Source organism: Candidatus Baltobacteraceae bacterium, from assembly GCA_036489885.1.
Classification (GTDB): Bacteria; Vulcanimicrobiota; Vulcanimicrobiia; order Vulcanimicrobiales; family Vulcanimicrobiaceae; genus JAFAMS01.
The window spans coordinates 1,996,593-2,021,861 of sequence record DASXEW010000003.1 but is presented as its reverse complement, the minus strand read 5'-3'; the positions used below and the strand labels follow the sequence as shown (position 1 = coordinate 2,021,861).

The following is a 25,269-nucleotide window of genomic DNA, read 5'->3' as shown; positions in this document are numbered from 1 at the left end:
TTGCCGAGGTGATATGCCTATGCTAGCTTGGGAGCCCGGTCGACCCTAGTGATTGTCATGCAAGCCTTACAATCGCGGCCCAATTTTGCGTCCAACAAGGGTCTCGCCCAGCGGGTCCTTCGGGAGAGAAATTGCCTGCGCGAGGCAATCCTGCTGCGCGCGGCGCCCACCGAAGAACAGACGGTCGCGCTTGACGTTATCGCCGATATGTTCGTCGATCGGGTCGCCGAAGCGCTGACCGACGCCACGTGGACGCCATTGCTATCGTGGGCGGACGTTGCTTGTTCCGAGCGGCCCCAAGCCCCGGCGATTCGGCGCCTCATTACATCCGCGGTACCGGCGATTCGTACGTCGCTTGGGTTGAGCGAATTCGACGAACTTGAAGCCGCGCTCGCCCAAGTCGCGAACAAACCGCGCCAAGTTGATGCGGGCTTCCGCCACGATACGGTCGATGAGCTCGACGTATTGCTCGCCGACATGCTCGGCCGCATTCAAAACGCCGACGAAAAAACTGCCGAACATTGCCGCGCCGTATCGGCTTGGTGCGCGCGGATCGCCAACCGTATGTCGTTCACACGTTCCGAAGGCACGTTCGTGGCGCGCGGTGGCTTGATTCACGACATCGGCAAGTCGCAGTGCCCGACCGAGTTGTTGCGCGCGCCGCGCCCGCTGACCGATGCGGAGACGTCGGTTGTACGCCAGCACGTCATCACCGGGCACGAGATCATCAAGGGCCAACCGAAGCTCGCCGATTTCGGCGGAATGGTGCGCTTGCACCACGAGCGTTATGACGGCACGGGCTACCCGGATGGACTCGAGCGCACGAACATTCCGGTCAGCGTACGCATCGTCAGCGTTGCCGACTCGTTCAACGCCATGATCGGCCGCCGTCCGTATCGTACGCCGTTTTCGCCGGCGCACGCGGCCACAGAATTGCAACGGCACGCCGGGACGCAATTCGATCCCGACGTCGTCCGCGCACTGATCGACCTTATCGCGAGCTAGCTAGCACTCCGCGCCGTCGCCGTCTCGAACGAGACGCGCATTTGGATGCTGCTTTTCCCACGCCGCGCGCGCGGGCGATTTTCGTGCATCGTCCAGATTCGCGACGACGCGAATCCGGCGATTGATGCCGGCAATCGCAAGCATTTTCTCGACGTTGCCCGTCGCCACGATAACCATCGTGCGGTCATTTTTCACGGCCTTGCGATAGAATACCAGCAATTCCGTCATGAAGACCGAGTCGATCCACGTAGCGCTACTCAAATCGACGATGACGCACGAGCCTTCGTCGCGGGAGCTTCTAAAGGTCTCGACTATTTCGGGATATCTCGATATGTCGAGGCCGCCGGTGAAGGTCAGCGTCGCGTACGTTTCCGACAAAACATACTCCGGTTGGACACCAGCGCCTCCAATCACTGCACGCCGACGCTTCCTCGCTTGATTTTTTTTCGTGAACTGGTTTCGAATATGACGATTGTCACATGATTGCGTTTACTTGCTCCCCAGGCAGGGTAAGAAGCCGCAATGCTGGTTGTCGAATGGGAAGGCCTCAGCTTCGGCGCAAGCGCGGTGAAGCACAAGATTCTCGAGTATTTGGAGAGCGAGAGCGAGGCAGCCGATATGATTCTCGTCGAGGCCTATCTCGACGAGCTGCTCGGCAACATCTCGCGATGTGCCCCGAGCAAAGCGACCCTCGAGATCACGTGGCGCGCGGATGGCGCAGCCTTAATTGAAGTCCTGGACATGGTTCCGACGATAGAACCGGTCGGCGTCGCACCGAGCGAGGGCTGGCGGCTTATGCTCGCAAGCGCGCTCAACGGCGCACTCGACGTCGCACCCGATCCGGACGGCAAAGGCGATTGCGTCACCGCCGTTCTGCCGGTGATGCGTAAGGCTACGGAGTCTTCCGCCTAGATATACTTTGTCGGGCGACGGATCGTGCGCCACATGTGCGCGGACGGACTGCTGTCGTTGTCGAGACCTTCTTCAGGCTGGCGAACATTTCGGCCGAGAATGTCGACGAACGGCTCCCAACTGACTTTCGCGTTGGGATCGAATGAATAGATATCGTGGACGGTTATCATTCGCGCAGTCATGTGCCATTTGTGATTTCGCGCGGTGTCGTATTCGTGCTTGATATATTCGTCGGGCTCGTAGTCGGGAAAGAAACGCAGCGCCTGGTGCGCCTTGATCGCCCAGCTGATCTCTTCGTCGACATACGGCTCGACGAGTTGGGCACCCCAATATCCGTGGTCGCACTTGAACTGCCACTCGTTAACGTCAACATATCGGGGTCTTAATAAAGGCCGCGGACGCGCCGAAAGACTCTGAGGCCGAGCGAACCCATTGAGAAAATCGCTGCTTTCGACGGCAGGGCACCGAAAGAAACCCCAGAAGGCTCCGACCCCGTTGGTCGAGTCAGAAACTCAACTCTCCCTAACCTTGCCGATGTAGCTCAGTTGGTAGAGCGCACGATTTGTAATCGTGTCACCTCGGTTCGATTCCGGGCATCGGCTCCAGCATTTTGTGAATACACCATCATATGAGATCGCAATGGAAAACAACGACGACGTACGAGACGAAGACCTTGACGGCGACGAATTCCAGCCAACCGCATCCCGCCGAGATGGGTAGGTGTCTGGGCGAATATGGCTGTCAAAGTTTACGGTTGCAACCACATCGCGATCGAGGTCGATAACATCAAGAAGGGCGTCGATTTTTATCAAGACGTCTTCAATCTCGAAAAGCTCGACGGCGGCGAAGGCGACGCGTTCTTCAAGCTCGGTGAACACCAGTTCTTGGCGATGTTTGAAGTCGACAAAGTCACGCCCTCGCGTAGTCGTCACTTCGGACTCATGGTTCGCGATGAGGAGCAGCTTGGGGAAATCCGTCAGAAGCTGGTTGGAAAATACGGGATCAAGCTGATCCCGCCCTTCCGCTGCGATTTCATCGACCCGTTCGGAAACCGCGTGCAAGTCGTCGATTTACACGATGAATCGATTGTTTGGTTGTTACCTTACGAGGAAGTTCAAAAAGCCGGCATCGTGTTCAACGGAACCGGCGCGAAAGACTAGGCCTTCACGCCCGCCATCACGTGCGGGCACACCATCGTGCGCAGTGCCTCGCCGCTGGCGAGTGCGTCCATTGCTTCGTTGAGACCGTCGAGGCCGATCGTGCCGGTGATGAGCTTGTCGACCGGTAATTTTCCGGCTTTCCAAAGCGCAACGTAGCGCGGAATATCGCGACGCGGGACCGCCGAGCTCATGAACGCACCGCGCAACGTGCGGTCGCCGTAAACGAGCTGCGCCGGTGAAATTCCGGCTTGTTCCGACCCGCGGGGAATGCCGATTGCGACCATCGTTCCGCCGCGCGACGTCGACTGCACGGCCTGCTCGAAGCCCTTCGTCGTCCCGGAGACTTCGAAAACGAACTGCGCGCCGTCGCTTCCGGTAATCTTCTGAATCTGTTTTGCCACGTCGCCGTCCGCCGGATCGACGACTGAATCAGCGCCGAGCTCGAGTGCCTTCTTGCGCTTCTTCTCGACCGGATCCACAACAATGACGGGATGTGCGCTCACGAGCACCGCACCGAGCAGCGTCATCAGGCCGACGCCGCCGCCGCCGAAGATGGCGACGCTGCTACCCGGCACGACGTGCGCAGTGTAAATCACGGCGCCAAGCCCAGTCAATGCAGCGCAGCCAAATACCGCGGCGATCTCACCCGGCACATCGCTTGGAATCTTCACCAGTGACTCTTCCGCCGCGACCGTATATTCTGCGAACCCGCTCACGCCCAGATGGTGACCGATCATCTCACCGTTACGCTTATATCGACGCGTCCCGCGAAGCAGATCGGCAGCCGCGTTCGCCTTGTTGCCCGGCTCGCACAGCGCCGGTCGTCCGATCGCGCATGGCGTGCATTTCCCGCACGTCGGAACGAACGAGAACACAACTTTGTCGCCGGGTTGTACGGTCGTGACCCCCGGTCCGATTTTCTCCACCACGCCCGCGGCTTCGTGACCCAGCACGATCGGAAGCGGCTTCGTGAGAATTCCGTCGATCGTCGAGAGATCCGAGTGACAAACGCCCGCGCTCTCGATACGAACGAGTGCTTCTCCGTACGACGGATCCTCGAGCTCGATCTCTTCGATCGAAAGCGGACGGCTCGTAGCATAGGGCCGCGGCCGTTGAAAGTCGCTGAGGATCGCAACACGTGTCTTCATACCGTAATTCCATACGGCCGGGCCCACCCAAGCCCTTCGCGCGTCCCGTTCTTCGGGCGATACTCACAGCCGACCCAGCCCGCATAGCCCGATGCGTCGAGCTGCTCGAGCACGTACAGGTAGTTGACCTCACCCACGTCGGGTTCGTTACGGTCCGGATTTCCCGCGATTTGAACGTGCGTGTAACGTCCGGCCAGATCGCGCACGTGATGCACGAGATCGCCCTCGGTAATTTGAGCGTGATACAGGTCCAGCTGCAGTTTGAGGTTTGGCGCTCCAACGCGTTCGATCACGGCGATCGCTTGCCGCGTGGTGTTCAGGAAATAATTCGGGATATCGCGATGATTGATCGGTTCGATAACACCTTCGAGGCGTCGTTGTGCAAGCCGTGAAGCAGCCAAACGAAGATTCGATTCATAGACACGCTCGCAGTCTTCGATCGATGCATCCGCGGGCAGCAGTCCGGCCATGACGTGCACTCGCTGGCAGCGCAGCGCAGCGGCATATTCGATAGCTACGTCGATTGATTCCGCAAACTCGCGCTCGCGACCAGGGATCGCAGCCATGCCCCGTTCGCCCGACGCCCAATCACCCGGCGGAAGATTGAATAACGCCTGCGTGAGCTTCGCGTCATCGAGCGCCTCCGCTAGGTCGCGCGGCGGATGCTCGTACGGAAACAGGAACTCCACACCTTTGAAACCGCAGGCGCCCGCAGCCGAGAATCGTTCGAGAAACGGAACCTCGTTGAACATCATGGAGAGATTTGCGGCGAGCTTGATCACGACGCAAATACGCTCCGTAGCTCGTCGACCTGTTCGTCCGTCAAGAACTGCGTCTTATGTCCGTGCAGCAAGAAATACAACTTCGCACTCTCCTCGAGCTCCTCGATGGCCGCAACTGCCGCCTCAAGCGACGTTGCAGCAACGACAGGTCCGTGATTGGCCAGCAAGATTGCATGGTGCCGATGCGCGGCTCCGCCCACGAGCTCACCAAGCCGCGGATCTCCCGGACGCGCATAGGGGACGACCGCCACTCGTCCGAGTCGCGTGACCGTATACGGCGTAATCGGCGGAAACGCGTCACTTGCATCGAGATCTCGCAGACACGCGTATGCGACCGCGTGCGTCGAGTGCAGATGGACGATCGCACCGAAGTCGCTGCGGGCCGCATAGACGGCAGCATGCAGAAACTTCTCTTTGGTCGGTGCAGCGCCGCCCGTATGCGCACCGGTCGCATCGATGAGCGCGAGAGATTCGGGCTCGAGACTCCCGAGCGCGGCGTTCGTCGGACTCACGATCCAGCCGTCATCGACGCGCAGGCTTATATTGCCCGAAGTTCCGGGTGAAAGACCACGCGCCGAAAGATGCGCGCCGGCTTTGCAAAGTGCTTCGCGCTCCGAGTTGTGCGTCACGGTGCTAGCTCGATTGCGCGCAAGAAGAAATCCTCGCTCCCGAAGTTCCCGGACTTCAGCGCCAGGGCGATAGCCGGCGAACCGACAGTCTCGGTCCACGGCACGCCGGGATCGATTTGGCGGCCGATACGAAGGGCGCTCACACCAAGTTCGCGCACGACTGCGCCCGACGTCTCGCCCCCCGCCACGACGAATCGCCGAACTCCGCGCGCACGCAATTCGTGTGCAATCGTCCCGAAGACGTGCTCGATCCGCTCGCCCGCCTTCTCTTTCCCGAAACGTGCCTGCGTCTGCGCAACCTGGTCGGGCGGCGCGCTGGCGCTGATGAGAATCGGCGCTTCATGTAAATGGTCGCCTGCCCAGGTGAGCGCGCTCTCAACCAGCCCGTCGGCCCGATCCAATGCCGTCGTATCGATCGAGAATGTTGGCCGCCGCGCGCGCATGTACTCAACCTGTGCGAGCGTCGCGCGCGAGCACGAGCCGGAGAGCACGACCGCGGGTCCGTCGACGTGCGGCAATGCATCGACGCCGGGACCGCGTTCCAGCATTCCGAGCCGAACGAACAACGATGGCAGACCGAGCGCGATCCCTGAACCACCCGTGATGAGCCGCAACTCCTCCGTACCGAGGCCGATCGCGTGCAAATCTTCGTCACCGGCGGCGTCGACGACGAGATGACGGACGCCGTGTGCGCGCGCTTCCATTATCGCGGTGCGAATAGCAGCCTCGCCGCGGCGCACGCGCGCCAGATCGATCTTGCCGACCTTATGCTTCGTCTGACGCCCCAGCACACGCAACAGGTTCGGATCCGTCATCGGGGTGATCGGATGCTTTTCCATCCCTGACTCCGAGAGCAGCACGTCGTTAACGAACAAGTACCCGTTAAAGACACGCCGGCCGTTTTCCGGAAACGCCGGACAAAAGATCGTCATATCCGATCCAAGCTGGTCGAGCAGTGCATCGGCCACCGGGCCAATGTTCCCGTGGTCCGTCGAATCGAACGTCGAGCAATACTTGAAGATAAATTTGGTCGCGCCGCGCGCTTGCAGCGCTGCGAGAGCTTCGAGTGAAAGTCGCACCGCCTCTTCGGCTTCAATAGAGCGGCTCTTCAGCGCGACGACGATTGCATCGGCCTCGTCGAGCGCCGCACTAGCCGCGGGGACGCCGATCGTTTGAATGGTTCGCATGCCGCCGCGCACGAGCGTATTCGCGAGATCGGTAGCGCCGGTAAAATCGTCAGCGATCGCACCCAAGAGCAGGGCCACGCCGTCGCGCTTCTGTAGAACCACGAATGAGCCTCTCACGCATGCTTGCCGCCCGAGCGGAACAAGGCCGCCCGATTCGTGTTGCGCAAATCGGCGCCGGCAAATTCGGAACGATGATTCTCGCGCAGTTGCGCCTCATGCCGGGCGTTCAGCTCTGTGCTCTCGCCGATCTCGATATCGAACGCGCACGCGCAGCTGCGGCACGTGCGAATTGGGAAGCCGATCGTTTCGTCGCGGCCGGTTCCGTCGGCGCTGCAAACGACGTCGCGCGAAACGGAAAAACAGCCATCGTTCCAGACGGCGAGATCGCGGCGCAGTGCGACGTCGATGTCGTACTCGAGGTTACCGGGCACGTCGAAGCGGCGACGCATCACGCGATCGCGGCAATGGATGCCGGGCACCACGTTGTAATGGTAACCGTCGAAGCCGATGTTGTCGTCGGCCCAATGCTCTATCGTCACGCACAAAAGCACGGCGTCATCTACTCGCTTGCATACGGGGATCAACCCGCGATCATTTGCGAGATGATCGATTGGGCTCGCACCTGCGGCTTCACGGTCACGGCCGCCGGCAAAGGGACGCAGTATCTTCCGAAGTGGCGTTACAGCACGCCGGACACCGCGCTGCAGCACTTCGGATTCACCGAAGAGCAGATCCGGCTCGGCGGCTTTAATCCGAAGATGTTCAATTCGTTCCTCGACGGGACGAAGTCGGCGATCGAGATGAACTCGATCGCGAATGCGACGGGGATCGGAGTTCCGCAGAACGGCCTTACGTTTGCGCCGATTGGGACGAGCGAGCTGGCCGCGAAGATGCGCCCGATCAGTGAAGGCGGCGTCCTCGAACGCGATGGTATTCTCGACGTCGTCACTTACCTTTACGACGAAGGCAAGATCGTCCCCGATCATATCCGCTTCGGCGTCTTCGTGTGCTTCACGTCCGAGTCGACGTACTCGCAGCGCTGCTTCACCGAATACGGCATGTACACGGACCCAACCGGGAAGTACACGGCGCTCTGGCGTCCATATCACCTCATCGGGCTCGAGATCGGCATCTCGATTGCAAACGTCGCTTTACGCAGCGAAGCGACCGGCGCTCCGGTGCACGGACCGATCGGTGAGACGGTCTGCGCGACGCGCAAAGCAATGCGCGCCGGTGAGATCATCGATGGTGAGGGTGGTTACGCGACCTACGGGCTCCTTACGACCGCACGTCGCGCCCAAGGGGAACGGCTCGTGCCGATGGGCCTGGCGACTGGACTCAAACTGAAACACGACGTCCCCATCGACCATCCGATCAGCGAAGGCGACGTCGAGTTCGACGAAAGCTCGATTGTGTGGAAGCTGCGGCGAGAGCAAAACAGCCTCTTCGGTTCGGAAGCGGTCCCGGCATAGGTTTTCCACAAGGACGAGCGAGCGGGCCACGGCAAAGGCTGAGCGGGATGGCGAGTCATCTGGGTACAGAACCGTTTCTCACCAATGGTTCTCCTGCCGCCGTTACTGCCGGGAGATATGAGCGTGCCCTTGCGCTAACGACGCCCGACGAGACTCAGGGCGTCCCCGAAGATGCACCGGGCGTCACCCTGGTTGGATCAGCGCTGGCGCGGCGCGTACTCGATCTGCTGCATTACGAAGTCCTCATTCGATTGCGCGCAGATCCAGAAGACGTACACCACGCGCGCTCGACCGTTCGCAGGCTCCGGGCGATGCTTCGCGGTTTCCGTCCGTTTCTCGATCGCTTGTGGGTAGATACCTTGCGGGAAGAGCTGCGCTGGTTTGCGAGTGAGCTTGCCACCGTCCGCGACATCGACGTGACGGTTCATGCGCTGCGTTCGCGTGTCGATGCGATTCCCGCGACTGAACGCCCCTATGCAGAGGCCGTGCTCGATCCGCTCGAAGCCGCCGGCGAGGCGGCGCGCAAGCGTCTTCTCGCGACGCTCGATGATTCACGTTACCGAAGCCTTCTTGACGTGCTCGAGACGGCGGCAACGGTGCCCGTATTTGCATCCGACGCGGAATCCAACGCCGAATCACTTGGTTCGGAGAGCTTGCGCAAAGCGGCGAAACGCGTGCGCAAAGCCGTGTGCGGAGCCGTAAAAGAAAGTTCTCCGAGCGAGCTGCACCACGCTCGCATCGCAGTTCGCAACGGACGCTACGTTGCCGAAGCGTGCGCCTATGTTCTCGGAAAGCCGGCACGCCGCATGGCGCGTCGCATGGAGCGCCTGCAGGAAGCGCTGGGCGCGATCAGCGACGGCACGCTGATCGAAGAGCGGCTCCGAAGCTTGGTCGTGCACGACCGCGCGAACGTCCTCATCGGCGAGCTTCTTGCACTCGAGGCCGTCGACGGAGAACGCGCGCGCCGTGACTGGCAAACACTGCGGCGGAAAGCGCTGCGCGAGGAGTGGTTCGCGACCTGATGCATGGATGAACCCCGCCTCGGCATCCGCACGACGGCTCTTAGTCTCGGTCACACTGTTCGCCGTCGTCATCGTCGTCAGCTGGCTCGGGTACATGATCATCCAAGGATGGTCACCGTTCGACGCGCTCTATATGACGATTGCAACGATATCGACCGTCGGCGACTCGTCACACGATCTCTCGACTGCGGGACGTTTGTGGACCCTCGGGGTCATCGTGTTCGGCGTCGGCGTCACCGGCTACGTGTTCTTGTCGGTGGCCGGCTATTTGCTCGAAGGACATCTTTTTGCGGCAGTTGGTGAGCAGCGCATCCGCGCGCGCGTACGTGCAATGAACGATCATTATATTCTGTGCGGGTTCGGCCGCGTCGGACAATCGATTGCGCGCGATCTCGTGGCAGCGCAACGAACGGTAGTCATCCTCGATACCAACCCGGCATCCTTGGATAATGCCGCCAAACAAGGCTATGCGGTCGTGCACGGTAACCCGGCCGACGTCGAGACGCTCAAAGCGGCCGGTATCGAGCGTGCACGCGGGCTCGTGATCGCGACCGATCAGGATGCAGAAAATGTCTACGTCGCGCTCTCGGCCCGTATGTTGCGTCCCGACGTCTACATCATCGCTCGCGCGAACGCCCAGGATTCACTCGCCAAACTCAAACTCGCGGGCGCGAACAATATCATTTCGCCCTACGGCATCGGCGGTAAGCGCATGGCGCAACTTGCCATGCGACCAACCGCGATCGAGTTCTTGGACACCGTTCTCGACGCGGAAAGCAAGGCGCTTTCACTTGAAGACTTCGTCGTCCGCGACGGTTCGCGACTAATTGGGCAGCCGATCAAAGCCCTCTTTGCAATCAGCGAAACGATCATTCTTGCGCTCAAACGCGACGACGCAATGCAATTCCGCCCGCCACACGATACCGCCCTGCGTGCCGGCGACGAGCTTGTCGTCGCAGGCCCCAGCAGCTCGATTCGAGCGCTCGAGGATGCCTTAGGCCGAGCCCGCTAACCGCGGGGTCAGGGAGAGGCGTTGACGCCGGCGGCGTGGGCCAGTGCGAAAAATAGCACGGCGAAATCATACTCGCCCAGACCTTGCGCGCGTGCCGACGTCAGCATTTGATTTGCCACCGCTGCAGTCGGCAAAGGAACGCCGACTTCTTCCGCGAGCTCGAGCGCAAGGTTCACGTCTTTCTGCATCATAGCGCAATCAAACCACGCCTTATCCGGCATGTTCAGGATGAATGGCGCGCGGTAATGCAGCATCGGCGACGCGATGACGCCGCCGAGCATCACTTCGAGCGCAACCTCGCGCGAAATCCCGCTCTTCTCGGCAAGTAACAGACCTTCGCTGAGCGCAAGGATCTGAACCGGCAAGTTGAGATTGACCGCTACCTTCATGACCTTGGCGTGACCGATCTCACCGATTCGCCGTACCATTGGGCCGATCTTCAGCAGGTCCGGTTTGACTCTCTCACACGCGGCGCTGTCGCCCGCGAGCAAGATGACGAGTTTGCCCTGCTCGATCGTAAGTGGGCTTCCGAGCACCGCGCCGTCGAGCAACGTACCACCGGTCTTTGAAGCCCGGTCACCGAGCGCCTGAATGATGTGCGGCGCGACGGTGCTCATCTCGATCCAGATTTTCCCCGGACCCAGCGCCGAGAGAATACCCCTGGGTCCGCTTGCGATCGATACCAGAGCTTCGTTGTTTGTGACGATGCTGACCACGATGTCGCACATCTCGACGAGTGCATGCGGAGAATCGGCAAACGCCATCCCTTGATCGATGAACGCCTGGGCCTTTGATTTCGTCCGGTTGTAGCCGGCGGGTTTTGCGCCGGCGAGCAGCAGCCGTTTCATCATGCCGCCGCCCATTTCACCGAGCCCTATTACTCCTATCATTTTGAAAGGTGCTCCGCCCCGGGCTCCGCACCCCCCACGCGCTCCTGCGCTCGGTCCATCACCCTAATACTCACCACCCTAGTACTCGTTCGCGATGAAGAGCTCTTCGGCCGGAAAACGCGTTATCACACTGCGCCCGGTTGCGGTTACGACAATTTCTTCCTCGATTCGCGCGGCAGAAAAACCGTCGGATGCGGGGCAGTACGTTTCGAGCGCAAACACCATACCTTCACGAATCTCCATCGGGTAATCGAGTGAATTCAAGCGACTGATCACGGGACGCTCGTGCAGCGCCAATCCAACGCCGTGTCCGAACTGCAAACCGAAGGCCTCCATCTCGCTTGGGAACCCGAAATCTTCCGCCTTCGGCCACACTTTGGCGACTTGATCGGTCGTAACGCCGGGCCGAATCATGTCGATCGACGCATCGATCCACTCTCGCGCCCGCTTGTACGCGTCGCGCTGGCTCTGCGTCGCCCGTCCGACATTGAACGTGCGGTAGTAGCATGTGCGATAACCATTGAAGGCGCTCATGATATCGAAGAAGGCCTGATCGCCCGGGCGAATGAGACGATCCGTAAAATTGTGCGGATGCGGATTGCAGCGCTCACCCGATACCGCGTTGATCGATTCGACGTCGTCTGCACCAAGGTCGTAGAGCTTCTTCGTTGCAAGCGCGACGATCTGGTTCTCGCGGATCCCGGGTTTGAGCGCCTCGGCAATATCCTGGTACGTTGCGTCGACGAGCGCGGCCGACGTGCTCAACAGCAATATTTCGTCGTATGATTTGATCTCGCGTGCGTCGTGCATCACTTGCTGTCCGTCGCGAATCTCGATCTTTTGCTTCTCGAGCTCGAACCAGAGCGGCGGCTCGATGATATCGATCCCAAGGGGCATGTTCGCCACGCCGGCGTCTCGCAACAGCGAGGCGATTTCTTTTGCGCAGCGCTCGAACAGACCGGCTTCGGGTTGAATTGCGCCACGCAGGCCGTTGAGCCCGGCGCGGATGTTCGCGTCTTCCAACCAGTTGCAATACAGCCGATGATGCTTAGCCGCCGAGCCAAAGTCCCAAACCATCGGCTCGCCCGTCCGCGTCAGGAGCGCGTAACGCGTCATCTTGTCCCGAGTCCACTCGCCGATCGCCGTGCTGGTTACGTAGCGGATGTTATTGAGATCGAACAGCAACAGCGCGCCGAGATCAGACTTGTTCAGCGCCTCGCGGGCCCGCGCCAACCGGTATTCGCGCAGCCGATTGAAATCGACGCGCTCCTCGAAGTCGACGGCCATCGTGCCGGGCGCGGGGATCGGAGCATCGGAACGAAGCGATGTCATGATCAGTTATCTCCTACGACCCCCTACTGCTACGCAAGGGCGCCCTCCTTGAAAGCCGGAAAGTTGCAGCATGACATCACGACGACGCTTTATCGAATCAACCGCCGCACTCGGCGGTCTGGCGCTCTCCCCCGGCGCCGCGTTCGCGCAAACCGCGCCGGCCAACGTGCGCGTAATCTTCTTTGGCGTCGCATCGAATCTGCCGGTTTGGTGCGGAATCGCCAAGGGGTTCTTCGCCAAAGCAAACCTTAACGTGACGACCGAGATCACGCCGAGCTCTGTCTACATGTTCCAGCATCTCAGCGCCGGCGACTTCGACATTGCGGTCACCGCGATGGACAACGTCATCGCCTACGATGAAGGCCAGGGAGCCACGGATCTGAAGAATCCGGCCGACTTCGTCGCGTTTATGGGTGGTGACAGCGGGCTGCTCACGCTCTGGTCACGCCCCGACATCCGCAGCTATGCCGATCTCAAAGGCACCACGCTCGCGGTCGATGCGGTGCAAACCGGTTTCACGTTCGTCTTGCGCCGGATGCTCGAGCTCGCCGGGTTGAATGAAGGGGACTACCAGCTCGCGGCCGCCGGCGGGACGCCGAAGCGATTCGCAGCCCTTACGACCGGTGCGCAATATAGCGCGGCAATCCTCACCGCGCCGTTCGATCTCGAAGCCGATGCGAAGGGATGTCACAAGCTCGGAACGGCCCTTGACATCGTCGGACATTATCAGGCCTACACCGGCGTCGCGCGCCGTTCGTGGATTGCACAAAACGGCGATGTGCTCGTCCGTTACATTCGCGGTTATCTTGCGGCGCTACGTTGGCTCTATGACGGACGCAACAAGAACGAGACGATCGGGATCCTCACCAAGCAAGGAAACATTCCGCCCGAGGTGGCGCCGCTCGTCTACAGCGAGATCATCGACCGCGCAAACGGGATCGTTCCGAACGGCGCGATTGATATCCGCGGCGTTCGGACGGTCCTCGATTTGCGAAGCAGATATGGGGAGCCCAAGAAGACTCTCAAAGATCCGATGAAGTACATCGATGAGAGTTATTGGCGACGAGCGCTACACTAGTAGTCTTCGTCGGTCGAGGCACCCAGCGGTGAGTCGTCCTCTTCCTCTTCCTCGGTGACCTCTTCGTCTTCTTCTTCGACTGTGTAGCCTTCTTCGAGTTCCTCGTCTACGACCTCGACCGGCTCTTCCTCGGCGTCGCCCAAGAGTTCCGCGTCTTCGGTTACCGGCGCTCGGCCGTTGGCGCTCGCGGCAAGTTCCTCGTCGGGTTCTGAGGCACGCGCCGTACGCGGAGCTTCAACGAGTGCAGCCGTGTCGTCCGGCTCTTCCTCTTCCTCTTCTTCCTCGTCGGGTTCGGCTTCTCCAACTTCGGCGACACCGCGCGTTTGCTCGGCTTCACGCTGCGCCGCAGCGGTTTGAGTCAAGCGCGGATCTTCGTCGCCCATGAGCAAGCCGATTTCTTGTGCACGCTCACCGACGTCGTCGTCCGCAATCTTGATCTCGATCTCTTCCCGGTTTTCCGTGAGGACTTTGACGTCGAGCGCCAAGGACTGCATCTCTTTGATGAGGACCTTGAACGATTCCGGAACACCTGGCTCCATCACGTTCTCGCCCTTGACGATCGCTTCGTACGTTTTCACGCGACCAACGACGTCATCGGACTTGACAGTGAGCAGCTCTTGCAGCGTGTATGCTGCGCCGTAAGCTTCCAGCGCCCAGACTTCCATTTCGCCGAAACGTTGCCCACCGAACTGGGCTTTGCCGCCCAGCGGTTGCTGCGTGATCATCGAGTATGGACCCGTGGAGCGCGCGTGGATCTTGTCGTCGACAAGATGGGCGAGCTTCATCATGTAGATGAAACCAACGGTAATCGGCCGATTGAACCGATCTCCGGTGCGTCCGTCGCGCAGCCAAGCTTTGCCGTCGGCGGGAAGACCCGCGTCTTGCAGCCACTCGCGAATATCTTCCGCGTGCGCGCCGTCGAAAACGGGCGTAGCGATCCGCATCCCGAGCATCTTGGCGGCCCATCCGAGATGAGTCTCCATGATTTGCCCGAGGTTCATACGCGATGGTACGCCCAGCGGGTTGAGCACGATGTCGACCGGAGTGCCGTCTTCGAGATACGGCATGTCCTCTTCCGGAAGTACTTTGGCGATGACGCCTTTGTTGCCGTGACGGCCTGCCATCTTATCGCCTTGCAGAATCTTGCGCTTCTGCGCGACGTAGACACGCACGAGATGATTGACGCCGGGCGACAACTCGTCGCCGTTCTCTCGCGAGAACATCTTGACGTCGATAATCTTACCTTTTTCGCCGTGCGGAACTTTGAGACTCGTGTCGCGCACTTCGCGTGACTTCTCACCGAAGATAGCGCGCAGCAAACGCTCCTCAGCCGTCAGCTCGGTTTCGCCCTTCGGCGTAACCTTCCCGACGAGGATGTCTTCAGGACGAACCTCGGCGCCGATGCGAACGATGCCGTTCTCGTCGAGATCCTTGAGCGAATCTTCGCCAACGTTAGGAATGTCGCGCGTGATCTCTTCGGGTCCGAGCTTCGTATCGCGGGCTTCGCACTCGTACTCCTCGATGTGAATCGAGGTGAAGCGGTCGTCTTTGACCATCCGCTCCGAGATCAGGATCGCGTCTTCGTAGTTGTAGCCTTCCCACGGCATGAACGCAACGAGCACGTTTTGGCCGAGCGCGAGCTCGCCTTGTTCGCTCGAAGGTCCGTCTGCGAGAATCTGGCCCTTGACGACGTGTTCGCCGATTTCAACGATCGGCGCTTGATTGATGCACGTTCCGGCATTGCTGCGCGTGAACTTGAGCAGGTCGTAAGGATGCTCGAGGCCGTCTTCGTCGTGTTTGACCGTGATCTGCTTGGCGTCGACGGCAACGACTTCGCCGTCGGCATTTGCGAGCACGCAGCCGCCCGAATCTTTCGCAGCACGATACTCGATGCCGGTTCCGACGACCGGAGCTTGAGGACGCAGAAGCGGAACAGCCTGACGCTGCATGTTTGCGCCCATCAAAGCGCGGTTCGCATCGTCGTGCTCGAGGAACGGAATCAGTGCGGTCGCGACCGAGACGATCTGCTTCGGCGAAACGTCCATGAGCTGCACTTTTTGCGGCGGCTCTTCGACGTATTCTTCGGCGTAGCGGCAAACGACCGAGTCTGCGGTGATCTTGCCCTTAGGGTCGACGGGCGTGTTGGCTTGCGCAACGATGAACTCGTCTTCGCGATCGGCTGTGAGATAGCGAATCTCATCGGTGACGATGCCGTTGTGCACGACACGATACGGCGTTTCGATGAAGCCGTAGCGGTTGACGCGCGCATACGTCGCAAGCGAACCGATCAGTCCGATGTTCGGACCTTCGGGCGTCTCGATCGGACAGATGCGCCCGTAGTGGCTGTGGTGGACGTCGCGGACTTCGAAGCCGGCACGTTCACGAGAAAGACCACCCGGTCCAAGCGCCGAGAGACGGCGCTTGTGGGTCAGCTCGGCGAGCGAATTCGTTTGGTCCATGAACTGCGAGAGTTGGCTGGAACCAAAGAACTCTTTGATCGCGGCAACGACCGGCCGGATATTGATCAGCGCTTGTGGCGTGACCGTTTCGATGTCTTGAACGGTCATGCGCTCGCGCACGACGCGCTCGAGGCGCAGCAGGCCGACGCGGAACTGATTCTGCAGCAGCTCGCCGACCGAACGGATGCGGCGGTTGCCGAGGTGATCGATGTCGTCGACCTTGGCGCGGCGCTCGACGACTTTGATCAGCCGGCGAACGACGGCGACCATGTCTTCGCGCGTCAAACACTTCTTCTCGATGCTGGGAATCGCGACGTGCGCATCGTTATAGTCGCGTTCGAGCTTGCCCGAAAGCTTGTAACGGCCGACGCCGGCCAGATCGTAGCGCTTCTCATCGAAGAACAACGACTCGAGCAGTTTTTCGGCGTTCTCCGCGTTCTCGGGCTCGCCGGGCCGCAGCTTCTTATAGATTTCCTTCAGCGCGTCTTCGTGCGTCTTGACGTCGCTGTCTTTGTCGATCGAGTTACGAACGACGGGCGAGTTGTCGAAGAGCTCGAGAATCGCTTCATCGCTCTCCCAGTTGTGGCCCATCTCGGGCTTCGAGAGCGCGCGAATGAACGTCGAGACGTAGATCTTGCGGTTCTTGTCGATCCGAACGCCGATCGTACCCTCGGTCTCGTCGTTCTTCGTACCGTTGTCGGTTTCGAATTCTATCCAAGCGCCGCGATTTGGGATGATCGTCCCGTTGAAAACCGGGCGATTGTTCGTGTCAACGTCCTGTGAGAAGTACACGCCCGGCGAGCGTACGAGCTGGCTCACGATCACGCGCTCGGCGCCGTTGATCATGAACGTACCCTTGTCGGTCATGAGCGGGAAGTCGCCCATGAAGATTTCTTGGTCGGGAATGCCTTTGATTTCGCCCGACTCTGCCGTAATCAAGCGCACGCGCACGCGCAAGGGTGCGCTATACGTCATGTCTCGCTCGCGGCATTCCTCGACCGAATACTTCGGCTCACCCAAACTGTGCTCGCCGAATTCGAGCACCAAGTTACCGGTGAAATCTTTGATCGGTGAAATCGAATCGAACGCTTCACGCAGACCATCGCCGATAAACCATTTGAACGAAGCTTTCTGAAGCTCGATCAAATCGGGAAGGTCGAGAACGTTCGGAATCTTCGCGAACCCGTGACGGTCGCGCTTAGGCCCCGGATCCGGCGCCGTCGGAACGGTAAACGCTTCCGCGTTTACCTGGAACGTCGCAATCGGAAGTGTAGCGGTTGAACCGTTTCCGGTCGCTCCGTCTGCCTTTTTCTTGCTCCGGGTCTTGGGGCTGGCAGTCTTCGTCTTTGGTGTGCTCGTTGTCGCCTTTGTCGCCATCTACTCTTCGTTATAAAGACCGGTCCGCTCACCGCGGTTGCCGCCGAATCGCCTGACTGCACCACAACGCAAAAAGGCAAGGTCTCCCCACCTCGAATAGAGGACCTCGCTTCATCGGCGCTTGGCACTAGCCGAGCGGCATAGGCCGGTATCGTATCACGGGCCTACGGAGGGGTCAAGGCCGGTCACTTGGTCGTTACATGGTCGACTCCGTCCCATGGTTCACCGGCATTTCGGAGTGCCTGAGCGCGCTTCTGAAGGTAGGCGGCGGCGGCATCCCCCGGGCTCCCCTCGAGGACCCGGCCGAATATACTCTGCGCTTCCTCGAACCGGCCGGCACCCAGCGCCTCGACCGCTGCGTCGAACTCGCCGAGGGTCGCGACCTTGGCCTCCAGCGCCGGCGGAGCATCGGCGTCGCAGGCCTCATACAGACCGACCCCATGGGCCTTGCCCTTTACGGCAACCCGGCCGAGGTGGCGCAGGCTGTATCGCGAGGGATCCGCCAGCCGTTCGCGCGTTTGCTCGGTTAGCAGCACAGCCGCTCCGTAGTTTTTGGTCAGCCCCTCGACCCGCGAGGCAAGATTGACGGCATCGGCGATGACGGTGCCGTCCATTCGCTCGCTCTCGCCGATCGTTCCGAGCATCAGGGCGCCGGTGTGAAGGCCCACGCCGATCGCAATCGGCGGCAAGCCTGCGGCGACCCGCTCGACGTCGATTGCCGCCACCTCGCGCTGCAGTCCGATCGCGCAGCGGAGCGCGTCGTCGGAGTTGGTTCCCGCGAACAGAGCCATGATCGCATCCCCGATATATTTGTCGATCACACCGCGATATTGACGCACGATCGGTCCGACGCGTTCGAGATAGCCGTTGAGAAAATCGAAATTCTCGCGCGGCGTCATCTTCTCGGAGATTGACGTGAACGAACGGATATCGCTGAAGAGCACGCTCATTTCGCGCTGGACCGCTTCGCCCAGGCGAACCTCGCGTACATCGTCCTTGCCGAGAAGCTCGAGAAACTCGCGCGGCACAAAACGCGCGTAAGCAACATTGAGACTGCGCGTCTCTTCCAATATCCGGCGCTGGGCGACGTCGCGTTCCTCATTGGCGAGGCGAATCCGATCCGCAAGGCCGAGCGCCAGAGCGACCGCCTCGAACGCGGTGCCGAGCTCGAAGCCGATCTTGACGAGGAATGTCTGCGGCCAAAAGATCTTCCCGAGCACAAAGAGCATGGCGCCGAACAACACGCCGCAAAACGCGATGATGAAGTAGCGCGCGGTACGATCGCCGCGCCGTATCTGATCGACGGCAACGGCGAACACCGCGAAGAGCGTCAGCAGCGATAGCAGTTGGATCAGTGTCGAGACGCCTGCGCCGCCAAACGGACCAAGCGTTAGGTTGAGCGCAACGACGACGCCGGTGAGAATACCGATCGCGCGATAGCTGCGCGGAGCGCGTTCGCGCATCTGAAGGAACGACGTGAAGAACCAGAACGAGGCAATCGCGAGAAATGAAAACGTGAGGGACGAGATGAGCGGCGGCGTCGTCCCCGTCAGCAGAAAATCGGCGGCGAAGCCGGTGCGCACCATTTCCTCGGCCACCAGCGCCGCGACATACACCGCGTACGCGAGCAGTTCTCGATTACGTAATAGGACGTACATCAACGCGTGGTACAAACCCACGGCGATGAGCACACCGAAAAACGCGCCAAGGAATAAGGCGTCGTAGGCCACGGATGGTCTTTCGCCGTAATACCTAATCATGCTTCGCCGTTGGGTCCGGACGTGCTCGCCATGGGTACTCGGCCTGATCGTGACCGCCGGCGCGACCGGCATGCTCTACGCGTACGATTTGTGCGCGGATCGAGCGCTCGCGGGTTTGCCTGAGATCGACGGCTGTCACTGCTGGGTCAGTGGTGCCATCGGGTTGATTCTCGGCGTCGCGTGCGCAGCAGTCACCGCGATCGCGCGGCGCCTACTCGAACCGATCCTCGCGCGCATTGGTGAGGCATTTGCACGGCTAGCGGCGTCCCGGGGACGCACCCCTGTCCTACGTGACCTCGGCCTCGCGACCGTCCTCGCTTATCGTCTCGATCCGCTCGCGCGACGCCGCGCAAGCCGCGCACCGCCAATCTTCCTCTGATCGATTGGCGCCGTAGCGCGCCGTACTCACACATTTCGATCGGAGGAGTCTTTCGGTGTATACCGCCGTTATGCGTGCCGTCACCACGGCCGCGTTCATCGCATTCTTTCTCGTTGCGCGTAGCGCCGCACAGGCTCACGTTATCTGCGGCGACCGCGTCTTTCCCGCAACCCTCACCATGGACGATCCCGGTGTCGGAAACGAGTTTTCGTTGCCCACGATTCAGCATATCCCAAGCCCAGCGAGCCAAAGTACGACGATTGGTTACGAATGGGACAAGAGCATCACGCAAGATCTCGGTTTCGCAGTCAACGGCGACTACATCCAGCAAGGCAATCCCGGACCTGCCCAAAACGGCTGGGACAACATCACGATTACGCTGAAAGACGAGCTCCCGTGCATCGATAAGCACGAGCTCGCATGGTCTGTCGGCGTCGTGCGAGAGATCATCGGTACAGGCTCGAAGCAATTGAGCGGCGCCGGCGCGATCGACACTGTTAGCAGCACTGCGCCGACGTTTTACGTCGGCAAGGGACTTGGCGATCTAAAGAGCGATTTCTGGCGTCCGTTTGCCGTCACCGGCGAAGTAAGTCGCATCTTCTCCGATTCACCACTCGCGAGCCCAAACGCGTGGGCGTATTCTGCGTCACTGCAATACTCGATGCCGTATCAGATGCAACACATCAAGGCGCTCAACGTGCCGCGATGGGTTGGCCGCTTGATCCCACTGGTCGAATTTTCGATGACGAACGTCGATAACGGCGGACCGCCTACGGGGACGATCGCTCCCGGAATCTTGTACGAGGCCAACACCTGGCAAGTCGGCGTGGAAGCGCTATTGCCTTCCAATTCGACGACACGAATGCAACAGGGCGTCGGTTACGTGCTCCAATTCCACCTGTTCCTCGATGACTTTGCCTACAAAGACTTCTTCGGAAAACCTATCATCAACAAAGATCTTTGGGGTGAGAAACAATGACGATCATACGTGCCGTTCTGAGCATTGCGGTCGCCGCATTGCTACTTTCTCCGGTTTGCGCGGGGGCGCACGCGTTTCTCGATCATTCGGATCCTGCCGTCGGCAGCACGGTTCCAACTTCGCCTGCCGTCATCCATCTGTGGTTCACTCAGCAGCTTGAACCCGCGTTCAGCTCGGTGACGGTAACCGACAAATCGGGCGCGCCCGTCAACGATGGTCCCGCGCAAATCGATTCGGGCAACAAATTCGAACTCGACGTCAAGCTGAAAACATTGGACGTCGGCACCTACAAAGTCCAGTGGCACGTCCTGTCGGTCGACACGCATCGGACGCAGGGCGACTATAGCTTTCACGTCGGCAAGGGCTAAGCCGGCATGGATGCTTTCCTGATCGTGACGCGGACGCTGCATTTTGCAGCGACCGCGTCGCTCGAAGGCTCCTTTGTCTTTTGGTGCTTGATCGCGCGCACATTGCCGGAACGCATCGATCGCCGGCTCGTCGTGCTTGCCTGGGCGAGTTGGTGCGTAGCACTCCTTAGCGGGATCGGGTGGCTGTTCGACGTGTCGTCGAACATGAGCGGCACACCGCTTTCCGGCGTATTGCAAGGCGGCGTGCTCGGCATCGTCTTGACGCAAACGCAATTCGGTATCGATTGGCAAGTGCGCGCGGGGTTGCTCGTTATCATCGGCATCTGTCTGGCAGTCCAGGTCGGCGGCTGGAGAAACGTCGCACGTTGGATTGGCTTGGCGGTTTCGGCGGCGTTCATTGCTTCGTTAGCATGGGCCGGTCACGGCGCTGCCGCCGAAGATATTCCCTTCGACGTCTTGCATCTGCCGGCCGATCTCTTGCACCTGATCGCGTCGGGCGCGTGGCTGGGCGCGCTCCCGCCGCTCGCCCTGTTCTTCGCGGGTATCTGGAAAGACGGCGACGCCGAAAGCGTTTCCGTTGCAGGCCGAGTGACATCGCGTTTCTCGGTGCTCGGTATCACGTGTGTAACAACGCTTTTGATCACCGGAATACTCAATACGTGGTTTCTCAGCGGCACCGCGGCCGCATTACTCGGAACGCTGTATGGTCAACTGCTCTTGCTCAAAATTGCGTTTTTCGCGGCGATGATCGTGATTGCGCGCATCAACCTCCTCCGGCTTTCGCCTCTCCTCGAGCGCGCCGAACGCAACCTATCGGCGGGGATCAGCGCAATCCGCCGTCTGTGCCGGAACGCTTCAACGGAAGCGAGCTTCGGTTTCTTGGTCCTTGCGATCGTCGGAATCATCGGCACGCTACCGCCGGGACTCCATACGGAACCACGTTGGCCCCTACCGTTTCGGATCGACTTCGCGGAGATCGCGGTCGGCGCACAAAAAATCGTCGACGTCGCCTTCGTCCTATTTTCCCTCTTCCTGGTAGCGGCTGTTGTAACGGCCGAGCAGCGACGTCATCGCGGCATGGTCGCCTCGCTCGTCGCACTCGTCGTTTGCGCAGTAATCGGCGGAATCGCGCTGCGGCCCGGTGTCGTAACCGCGTATCCGACGACGTATTTCGCATCAACGCAGCCCTACTCCGCACCCTCGGTCGCGCACGGCGCGCCGCTTTTCATGGCGAACTGCACGGTTTGCCATGGCGCGGACGGCCGGGGCGACGGTCCGCTCGCACGCAAACTTCCGATACGGCCTGCCGACCTAACCGAAGAGCACATCTTTGCGCACAAAGTCGGGGACGTTTTTTGGTGGGTGAGCTATGGGCTCGGCGGCGTCATGCCGGGTTTCGCGGATAAGCTGACACCGGCGCAGCGCTGGGATGTGATCAATTACGTCCTGGCCCACGCGGCCGCCGTTCAGGTCGGCGATGTCGGCTCGCGGATCTCCACGACTGCCGCGCCCCCACTCCCGGATTTTGCGTTTGAGCAAAAGGGCGCGCAGAATACTCTGAGTCAGACGTTGAAGACCGGACCCGTGCTGCTCGTTTTGTTCGCTAACGCGCCCGAAGAACGCCTCGCACAACTCGCCGCGTTAAAGGGCGTAACCTGCCTTGCAGTCGACGTCGCACACGCTTCGTCCGCGACGCCGGCCATCAATGTTTCCGATGACGTCCGGCATATGCTCGGGCTCTTTCGTTCTCCCAAAGACGGCAACGAAACGGAACTGATACTGGACCGCAACGGCAGCGTCCGCGCGCGTTGGACAGCGCACGCCGGTTTGGCGGATACGACGACGCTTTCCACCGATGCGGTGCGCGTGGCGCGCATCCCGGCTGCGGCAGCAAATCACGCCGGCCACGGCGGCTAACGGCAAAAATGCTGGCCTGCGCGCTGTGTGTAGGGGCGTCTCCGGAGCCGTATCTCGAAGCGACGCTCGCATCGATTGCGAGCGTCGTTGATGTACTCGTCGTCAACGATAATGCAGGCGACATGCTCAATCCGAACTTGGCGACGATAACGGCCAGTGAGGTCGCGAAAGCCGGAGGGCTGCGTGTCGTCCAAACAAAGTTCGTCGACTTTGCAACAATGCGCAACGATGCGTTTGCCGCACTCGCCGCCAACGCAACGCCGGATTGGGTGCTGTGGCTCGACGCTGACGAAGTTCACGACGAGGGAATCGCCGGACTCGCGCGCGGTCTCTTGCCCAAGCTCGGGAACGAATACGGCTCCGTCGACGGATACACGGATCATTTCCTCGGCTCGTTTTCATGGATCAGCGACGTTGCGCGCCGGTTCTGCATCTATCGATTCGATCGGGAGCTGCGCTGGAGAAACGCGGTGCACGAAAAAATCGAAGGGCTGCGCGGCAAGGAGCTGATCGTCCCATACCGCTACGCGCACTACGGGAACGTCTTGCCGCCGGCGCTGTACGCGGTCAAAGACCGCCGTTATCTCGCACTCGGCAACATCGTCGACTACGATCCGCCCTTGCCCGAGGTCGCAACGCTCGCGAACATCTACGGACACAAAGGGAAATCAGCCCGTCGTTATCGCGGCAATCATCCGCCCGCGGCCCGTCCGGTCGTCGCGCGCCTCGAGCGCGAATGGGCTACCGCATTCGCCGAGATCGACCGCCTCTTCAACGCGGAGCAGTCGCCTCGTGACCGCGTCGCGAACGCTGCCCGCGGTGCGATCGAGGAGCTGCGATTGAATTTGCGTCGCCTCGAGCATCCTTTCCATTTATGGCAATCGTCGTGAAGGAGAGGCGTGCAACTTGTCGTCTTATCGAATGTCGTCGCCGCAATCGATCGCGCCAAGTGCGTTAAGCTAGATGCCTACGTACTTGGACGGGGGGCCGTTTTTCACGCTCTCGAACGCGCGGCCGATCGTGGCGCAGACGTCAGCGTCAATCTTTGCGATAGTCCAGCCGGCAAGGACGACGCCAAGAAGTGGCTCGCATCGATAGCGAGCGACCTTCGCGATCACGGCGTACGTGTCGTCGCGAATCCGGGAGTTGGATCGGGTTCGATTCATGCGAAGGTGGCTATCGTTGACGATCGCGTCTTCTACGACGATCGCAACTGGCGAAGCAGCGGTGGGAACGATGCGATCCTCTCGGCCGACATCGACGAGGCGCTTCCGATTCGCAGCAAAGCGCAGGTGATCGCTGAGGAAGCCGCTCTGATTCGTTCTGGCGCTGGCCACGAGATTCTCGTCGCGACGGAATCCTTCGGTCCGGGTCCGATCGCAAGGGCTCTCCTCGAACGCGCGCAACGTGGCGACGACGTTCGCCTCATCTATAACGCGACCGAGTCTACGCATGGACGCGAAAATGCCTTGGCCGAACTCCGCGGCGTCGGGGTTCGTATCGAGCAGTCGGATAACAATCACAAGCTCGCGTGCGTCGGGGACCGCGTTTGGGTCGGCTCGGCAAACGCAACCGTCACGGGCGGCGACACCGGCCTCGGTCTCGAGTGGGGCACCGAACTTCGTGGTGCGCAGGCAGCCAAGCTCGACGCACAAGCCGAACGGCTCTGGCATGAAGCGGATCCATCTTTGTGTGGGCATGCGCTCGCGTGCGACATCCGGGATCCTTTTCTTCGTTCAGTCCTCGGGTGAACCACGGTGTCGCTCTTCGCTCGTCTGACGACGATGGAAAGGCAACACGAAAGGAGATCGGAGTGAAGCTCATATCTACTTTTGCAGTTTTGGTGATAGCGCCGCTCGTTCCGGCGATGGTGAACGCTGCTGGGTACACGAGCGGTAACGCGACCGCGGGCGCCAAACTCGTGCAAGTCTCCGGCTGCGAAGGTTGCCACGGCGCCGGCCTACGCGGTTCGACAGCACCGAGTCTCGTTGGCATTGAGAAACGTATGAGTCCCGCGCAGATCGCAAAGGCGATACAAGATCCGGAGCCTCCGATGCCACGTTTCGGACTGAGCGAGAAGCAGGTGGCCAACGTCGTCGCGTATCTTTCCGGGCTCGACGGCGGCAATGGCAAGCCAATTGTGCGTCTGGTTCCGGCGAATCCGACGCAAGAGGCGACGGTTAACGTCACGTTCCCCGGCACACCGCCTTCCGTTGCGCAAGTCGAAGCGACGATGCAAATGGGTTCGATGAGTCACGGAAGCGGATGGCTACCGCTCCACAAGACCTCGGATCCACATACGCTCGCAACGAAGGTCCATTTCTCGATGGGTGGACCGTGGATGATCCGCGTGCAATATGGCGGTAAAGTGATGGCCGTGCCGATCACCGTCGGAGGCTGA

Annotated in this window: 24 protein-coding genes and 1 tRNA gene; 15 read left to right on the top strand and 10 right to left on the bottom strand. The window is 60.5% G+C overall.

Going from position 1 to position 25,269, the window contains the following annotated elements:
• The first annotated feature begins 57 nt into the window (after positions 1-57).
• Positions 58-1,005 (top strand): HD domain-containing phosphohydrolase, encoded by a 948-nt coding sequence (locus tag VGG22_15955; GenBank protein HEY1729868.1) that lies wholly within the window; start codon positions 58-60, stop codon positions 1,003-1,005.
• Here the strand turns inward: VGG22_15955 and VGG22_15950 are convergent, their stop codons facing one another.
• The gene (locus tag VGG22_15950; GenBank protein HEY1729867.1) at positions 1,006-1,419 is read right to left on the bottom strand and encodes an STAS domain-containing protein; all 414 of its coding nucleotides are present in this window, start codon (positions 1,417-1,419) and stop codon (positions 1,006-1,008) included. It lies immediately after the preceding gene.
• A gap of 108 nt (positions 1,420-1,527) precedes the next feature.
• On the opposite strand from VGG22_15950, the gene VGG22_15945 reads away from it, so the two are divergent.
• Positions 1,528-1,917, top strand: a complete 390-nt coding sequence (locus tag VGG22_15945; GenBank protein ID HEY1729866.1) for a hypothetical protein — start codon at positions 1,528-1,530, stop codon at positions 1,915-1,917.
• Here VGG22_15945 and VGG22_15940 read toward each other — a convergent pair.
• Entirely contained in the window at positions 1,914-2,099 is a 186-nt protein-coding gene (locus VGG22_15940; protein HEY1729865.1) for a hypothetical protein, read from the bottom strand. The genes VGG22_15945 and VGG22_15940 overlap by 4 nt on opposite strands.
• A gap of 348 nt (positions 2,100-2,447) precedes the next feature.
• Here VGG22_15940 and VGG22_15935 point away from each other — a divergent pair.
• A tRNA-Thr gene (locus VGG22_15935) sits at positions 2,448-2,522 on the top strand.
• Positions 2,523-2,651: 129 nt separating this feature from the next.
• Positions 2,652-3,077 carry a VOC family protein gene (locus VGG22_15930; protein HEY1729864.1) on the top strand — a complete coding sequence of 142 codons (426 nt, stop codon included), beginning with the start codon at positions 2,652-2,654 and terminating at the stop codon, positions 3,075-3,077.
• On the opposite strand, the gene VGG22_15925 is transcribed toward VGG22_15930, so the two are convergent.
• Genes VGG22_15925 through otnK form a run of 4 tightly spaced genes read right to left on the bottom strand, consistent with a single transcriptional unit; the run spans position 3,074 to position 6,901 of the window.
• Positions 3,074-4,225 (bottom strand): zinc-binding dehydrogenase, encoded by a 1,152-nt coding sequence (locus tag VGG22_15925; protein HEY1729863.1) that lies wholly within the window; start codon positions 4,223-4,225, stop codon positions 3,074-3,076. The two genes, VGG22_15930 and VGG22_15925, sit on opposite strands and share 4 nt — an antisense overlap.
• Entirely contained in the window at positions 4,222-5,007 is a 786-nt protein-coding gene (gene otnI, locus VGG22_15920) for a 2-oxo-tetronate isomerase (protein HEY1729862.1), read from the bottom strand. Before otnI ends, VGG22_15925 begins: the two co-directional genes overlap by 4 nt.
• Positions 5,004-5,636: a 3-oxo-tetronate 4-phosphate decarboxylase gene (gene otnC, locus VGG22_15915; GenBank protein ID HEY1729861.1), complete on the bottom strand. Its 633-nt coding sequence runs from the start codon at positions 5,634-5,636 to the stop codon at positions 5,004-5,006. Before otnC ends, otnI begins: the two co-directional genes overlap by 4 nt.
• Entirely contained in the window at positions 5,633-6,901 is a 1,269-nt protein-coding gene (gene otnK, locus VGG22_15910) for a 3-oxo-tetronate kinase (protein HEY1729860.1), read from the bottom strand. The genes otnC and otnK overlap by 4 nt, the downstream gene beginning before the upstream one ends.
• A 26-nt stretch (positions 6,902-6,927) precedes the next feature.
• On the opposite strand from otnK, the gene VGG22_15905 reads away from it, so the two are divergent.
• The 3 genes from VGG22_15905 to VGG22_15895 are packed head-to-tail and all read left to right on the top strand — an operon-like array spanning position 6,928 to position 10,329.
• On the top strand, positions 6,928-8,295 hold the full coding sequence (locus VGG22_15905) for a hypothetical protein (GenBank protein ID HEY1729859.1): 1,368 nt from the start codon (positions 6,928-6,930) through the stop codon (positions 8,293-8,295).
• A gap of 47 nt (positions 8,296-8,342) precedes the next feature.
• Positions 8,343-9,317: a CHAD domain-containing protein gene (locus tag VGG22_15900; protein HEY1729858.1), complete on the top strand. Its 975-nt coding sequence runs from the start codon at positions 8,343-8,345 to the stop codon at positions 9,315-9,317.
• Between the two features lie 7 nt (positions 9,318-9,324).
• Complete coding sequence (locus VGG22_15895) at positions 9,325-10,329, top strand: potassium channel protein (protein ID HEY1729857.1); 1,005 nt, start codon at positions 9,325-9,327, stop codon at positions 10,327-10,329.
• Between the two features lie 8 nt (positions 10,330-10,337).
• On the opposite strand, the gene VGG22_15890 is transcribed toward VGG22_15895, so the two are convergent.
• Both VGG22_15890 and VGG22_15885 read right to left on the bottom strand, forming a co-directional pair.
• Positions 10,338-11,219, bottom strand: coding sequence for an NAD(P)-dependent oxidoreductase (locus VGG22_15890; GenBank protein HEY1729856.1), 882 nt, complete (start codon positions 11,217-11,219; stop codon positions 10,338-10,340).
• Between the two features lie 78 nt (positions 11,220-11,297).
• Positions 11,298-12,551, bottom strand: coding sequence for a Xaa-Pro peptidase family protein (locus VGG22_15885; GenBank protein HEY1729855.1), 1,254 nt, complete (start codon positions 12,549-12,551; stop codon positions 11,298-11,300).
• A gap of 70 nt (positions 12,552-12,621) precedes the next feature.
• On the opposite strand from VGG22_15885, the gene VGG22_15880 reads away from it, so the two are divergent.
• Positions 12,622-13,629, top strand: coding sequence for an ABC transporter substrate-binding protein (locus tag VGG22_15880; protein ID HEY1729854.1), 1,008 nt, complete (start codon positions 12,622-12,624; stop codon positions 13,627-13,629).
• Here VGG22_15880 and rpoB read toward each other — a convergent pair.
• Both rpoB and VGG22_15870 read right to left on the bottom strand, forming a co-directional pair.
• Positions 13,626-17,465 carry a DNA-directed RNA polymerase subunit beta gene (gene rpoB, locus VGG22_15875; protein ID HEY1729853.1) on the bottom strand — a complete coding sequence of 1,280 codons (3,840 nt, stop codon included), beginning with the start codon at positions 17,463-17,465 and terminating at the stop codon, positions 13,626-13,628. The two genes, VGG22_15880 and rpoB, sit on opposite strands and share 4 nt — an antisense overlap.
• 185 nt (positions 17,466-17,650) lie before the next feature.
• The gene (locus tag VGG22_15870) at positions 17,651-19,195 is read right to left on the bottom strand and encodes an adenylate/guanylate cyclase domain-containing protein (protein HEY1729852.1); all 1,545 of its coding nucleotides are present in this window, start codon (positions 19,193-19,195) and stop codon (positions 17,651-17,653) included.
• Between the two features lie 28 nt (positions 19,196-19,223).
• Here VGG22_15870 and VGG22_15865 point away from each other — a divergent pair, with 28 nt between their 5' ends.
• From VGG22_15865 to VGG22_15835, 7 genes are all read left to right on the top strand, one after another.
• Positions 19,224-19,604: a hypothetical protein gene (locus VGG22_15865; GenBank protein ID HEY1729851.1), complete on the top strand. Its 381-nt coding sequence runs from the start codon at positions 19,224-19,226 to the stop codon at positions 19,602-19,604.
• Positions 19,605-19,659: 55 nt separating this feature from the next.
• The gene (locus VGG22_15860) at positions 19,660-20,583 is read left to right on the top strand and encodes a hypothetical protein (GenBank protein HEY1729850.1); all 924 of its coding nucleotides are present in this window, start codon (positions 19,660-19,662) and stop codon (positions 20,581-20,583) included.
• Positions 20,580-20,951, top strand: coding sequence for a copper resistance protein CopC (locus VGG22_15855; GenBank protein ID HEY1729849.1), 372 nt, complete (start codon positions 20,580-20,582; stop codon positions 20,949-20,951). Before VGG22_15860 ends, VGG22_15855 begins: the two co-directional genes overlap by 4 nt.
• A 6-nt stretch (positions 20,952-20,957) precedes the next feature.
• Entirely contained in the window at positions 20,958-22,868 is a 1,911-nt protein-coding gene (gene copD, locus VGG22_15850; GenBank protein ID HEY1729848.1) for a copper homeostasis membrane protein CopD, read from the top strand.
• An 8-nt stretch (positions 22,869-22,876) separates the two neighbouring features.
• Positions 22,877-23,758, top strand: a complete 882-nt coding sequence (locus VGG22_15845; protein HEY1729847.1) for a hypothetical protein — start codon at positions 22,877-22,879, stop codon at positions 23,756-23,758.
• Positions 23,759-23,767: 9 nt separating this feature from the next.
• On the top strand, positions 23,768-24,619 hold the full coding sequence (locus VGG22_15840) for a phospholipase D-like domain-containing protein (protein ID HEY1729846.1): 852 nt from the start codon (positions 23,768-23,770) through the stop codon (positions 24,617-24,619).
• Between the two features lie 62 nt (positions 24,620-24,681).
• Complete coding sequence (locus VGG22_15835; GenBank protein HEY1729845.1) at positions 24,682-25,269, top strand: c-type cytochrome; 588 nt, start codon at positions 24,682-24,684, stop codon at positions 25,267-25,269.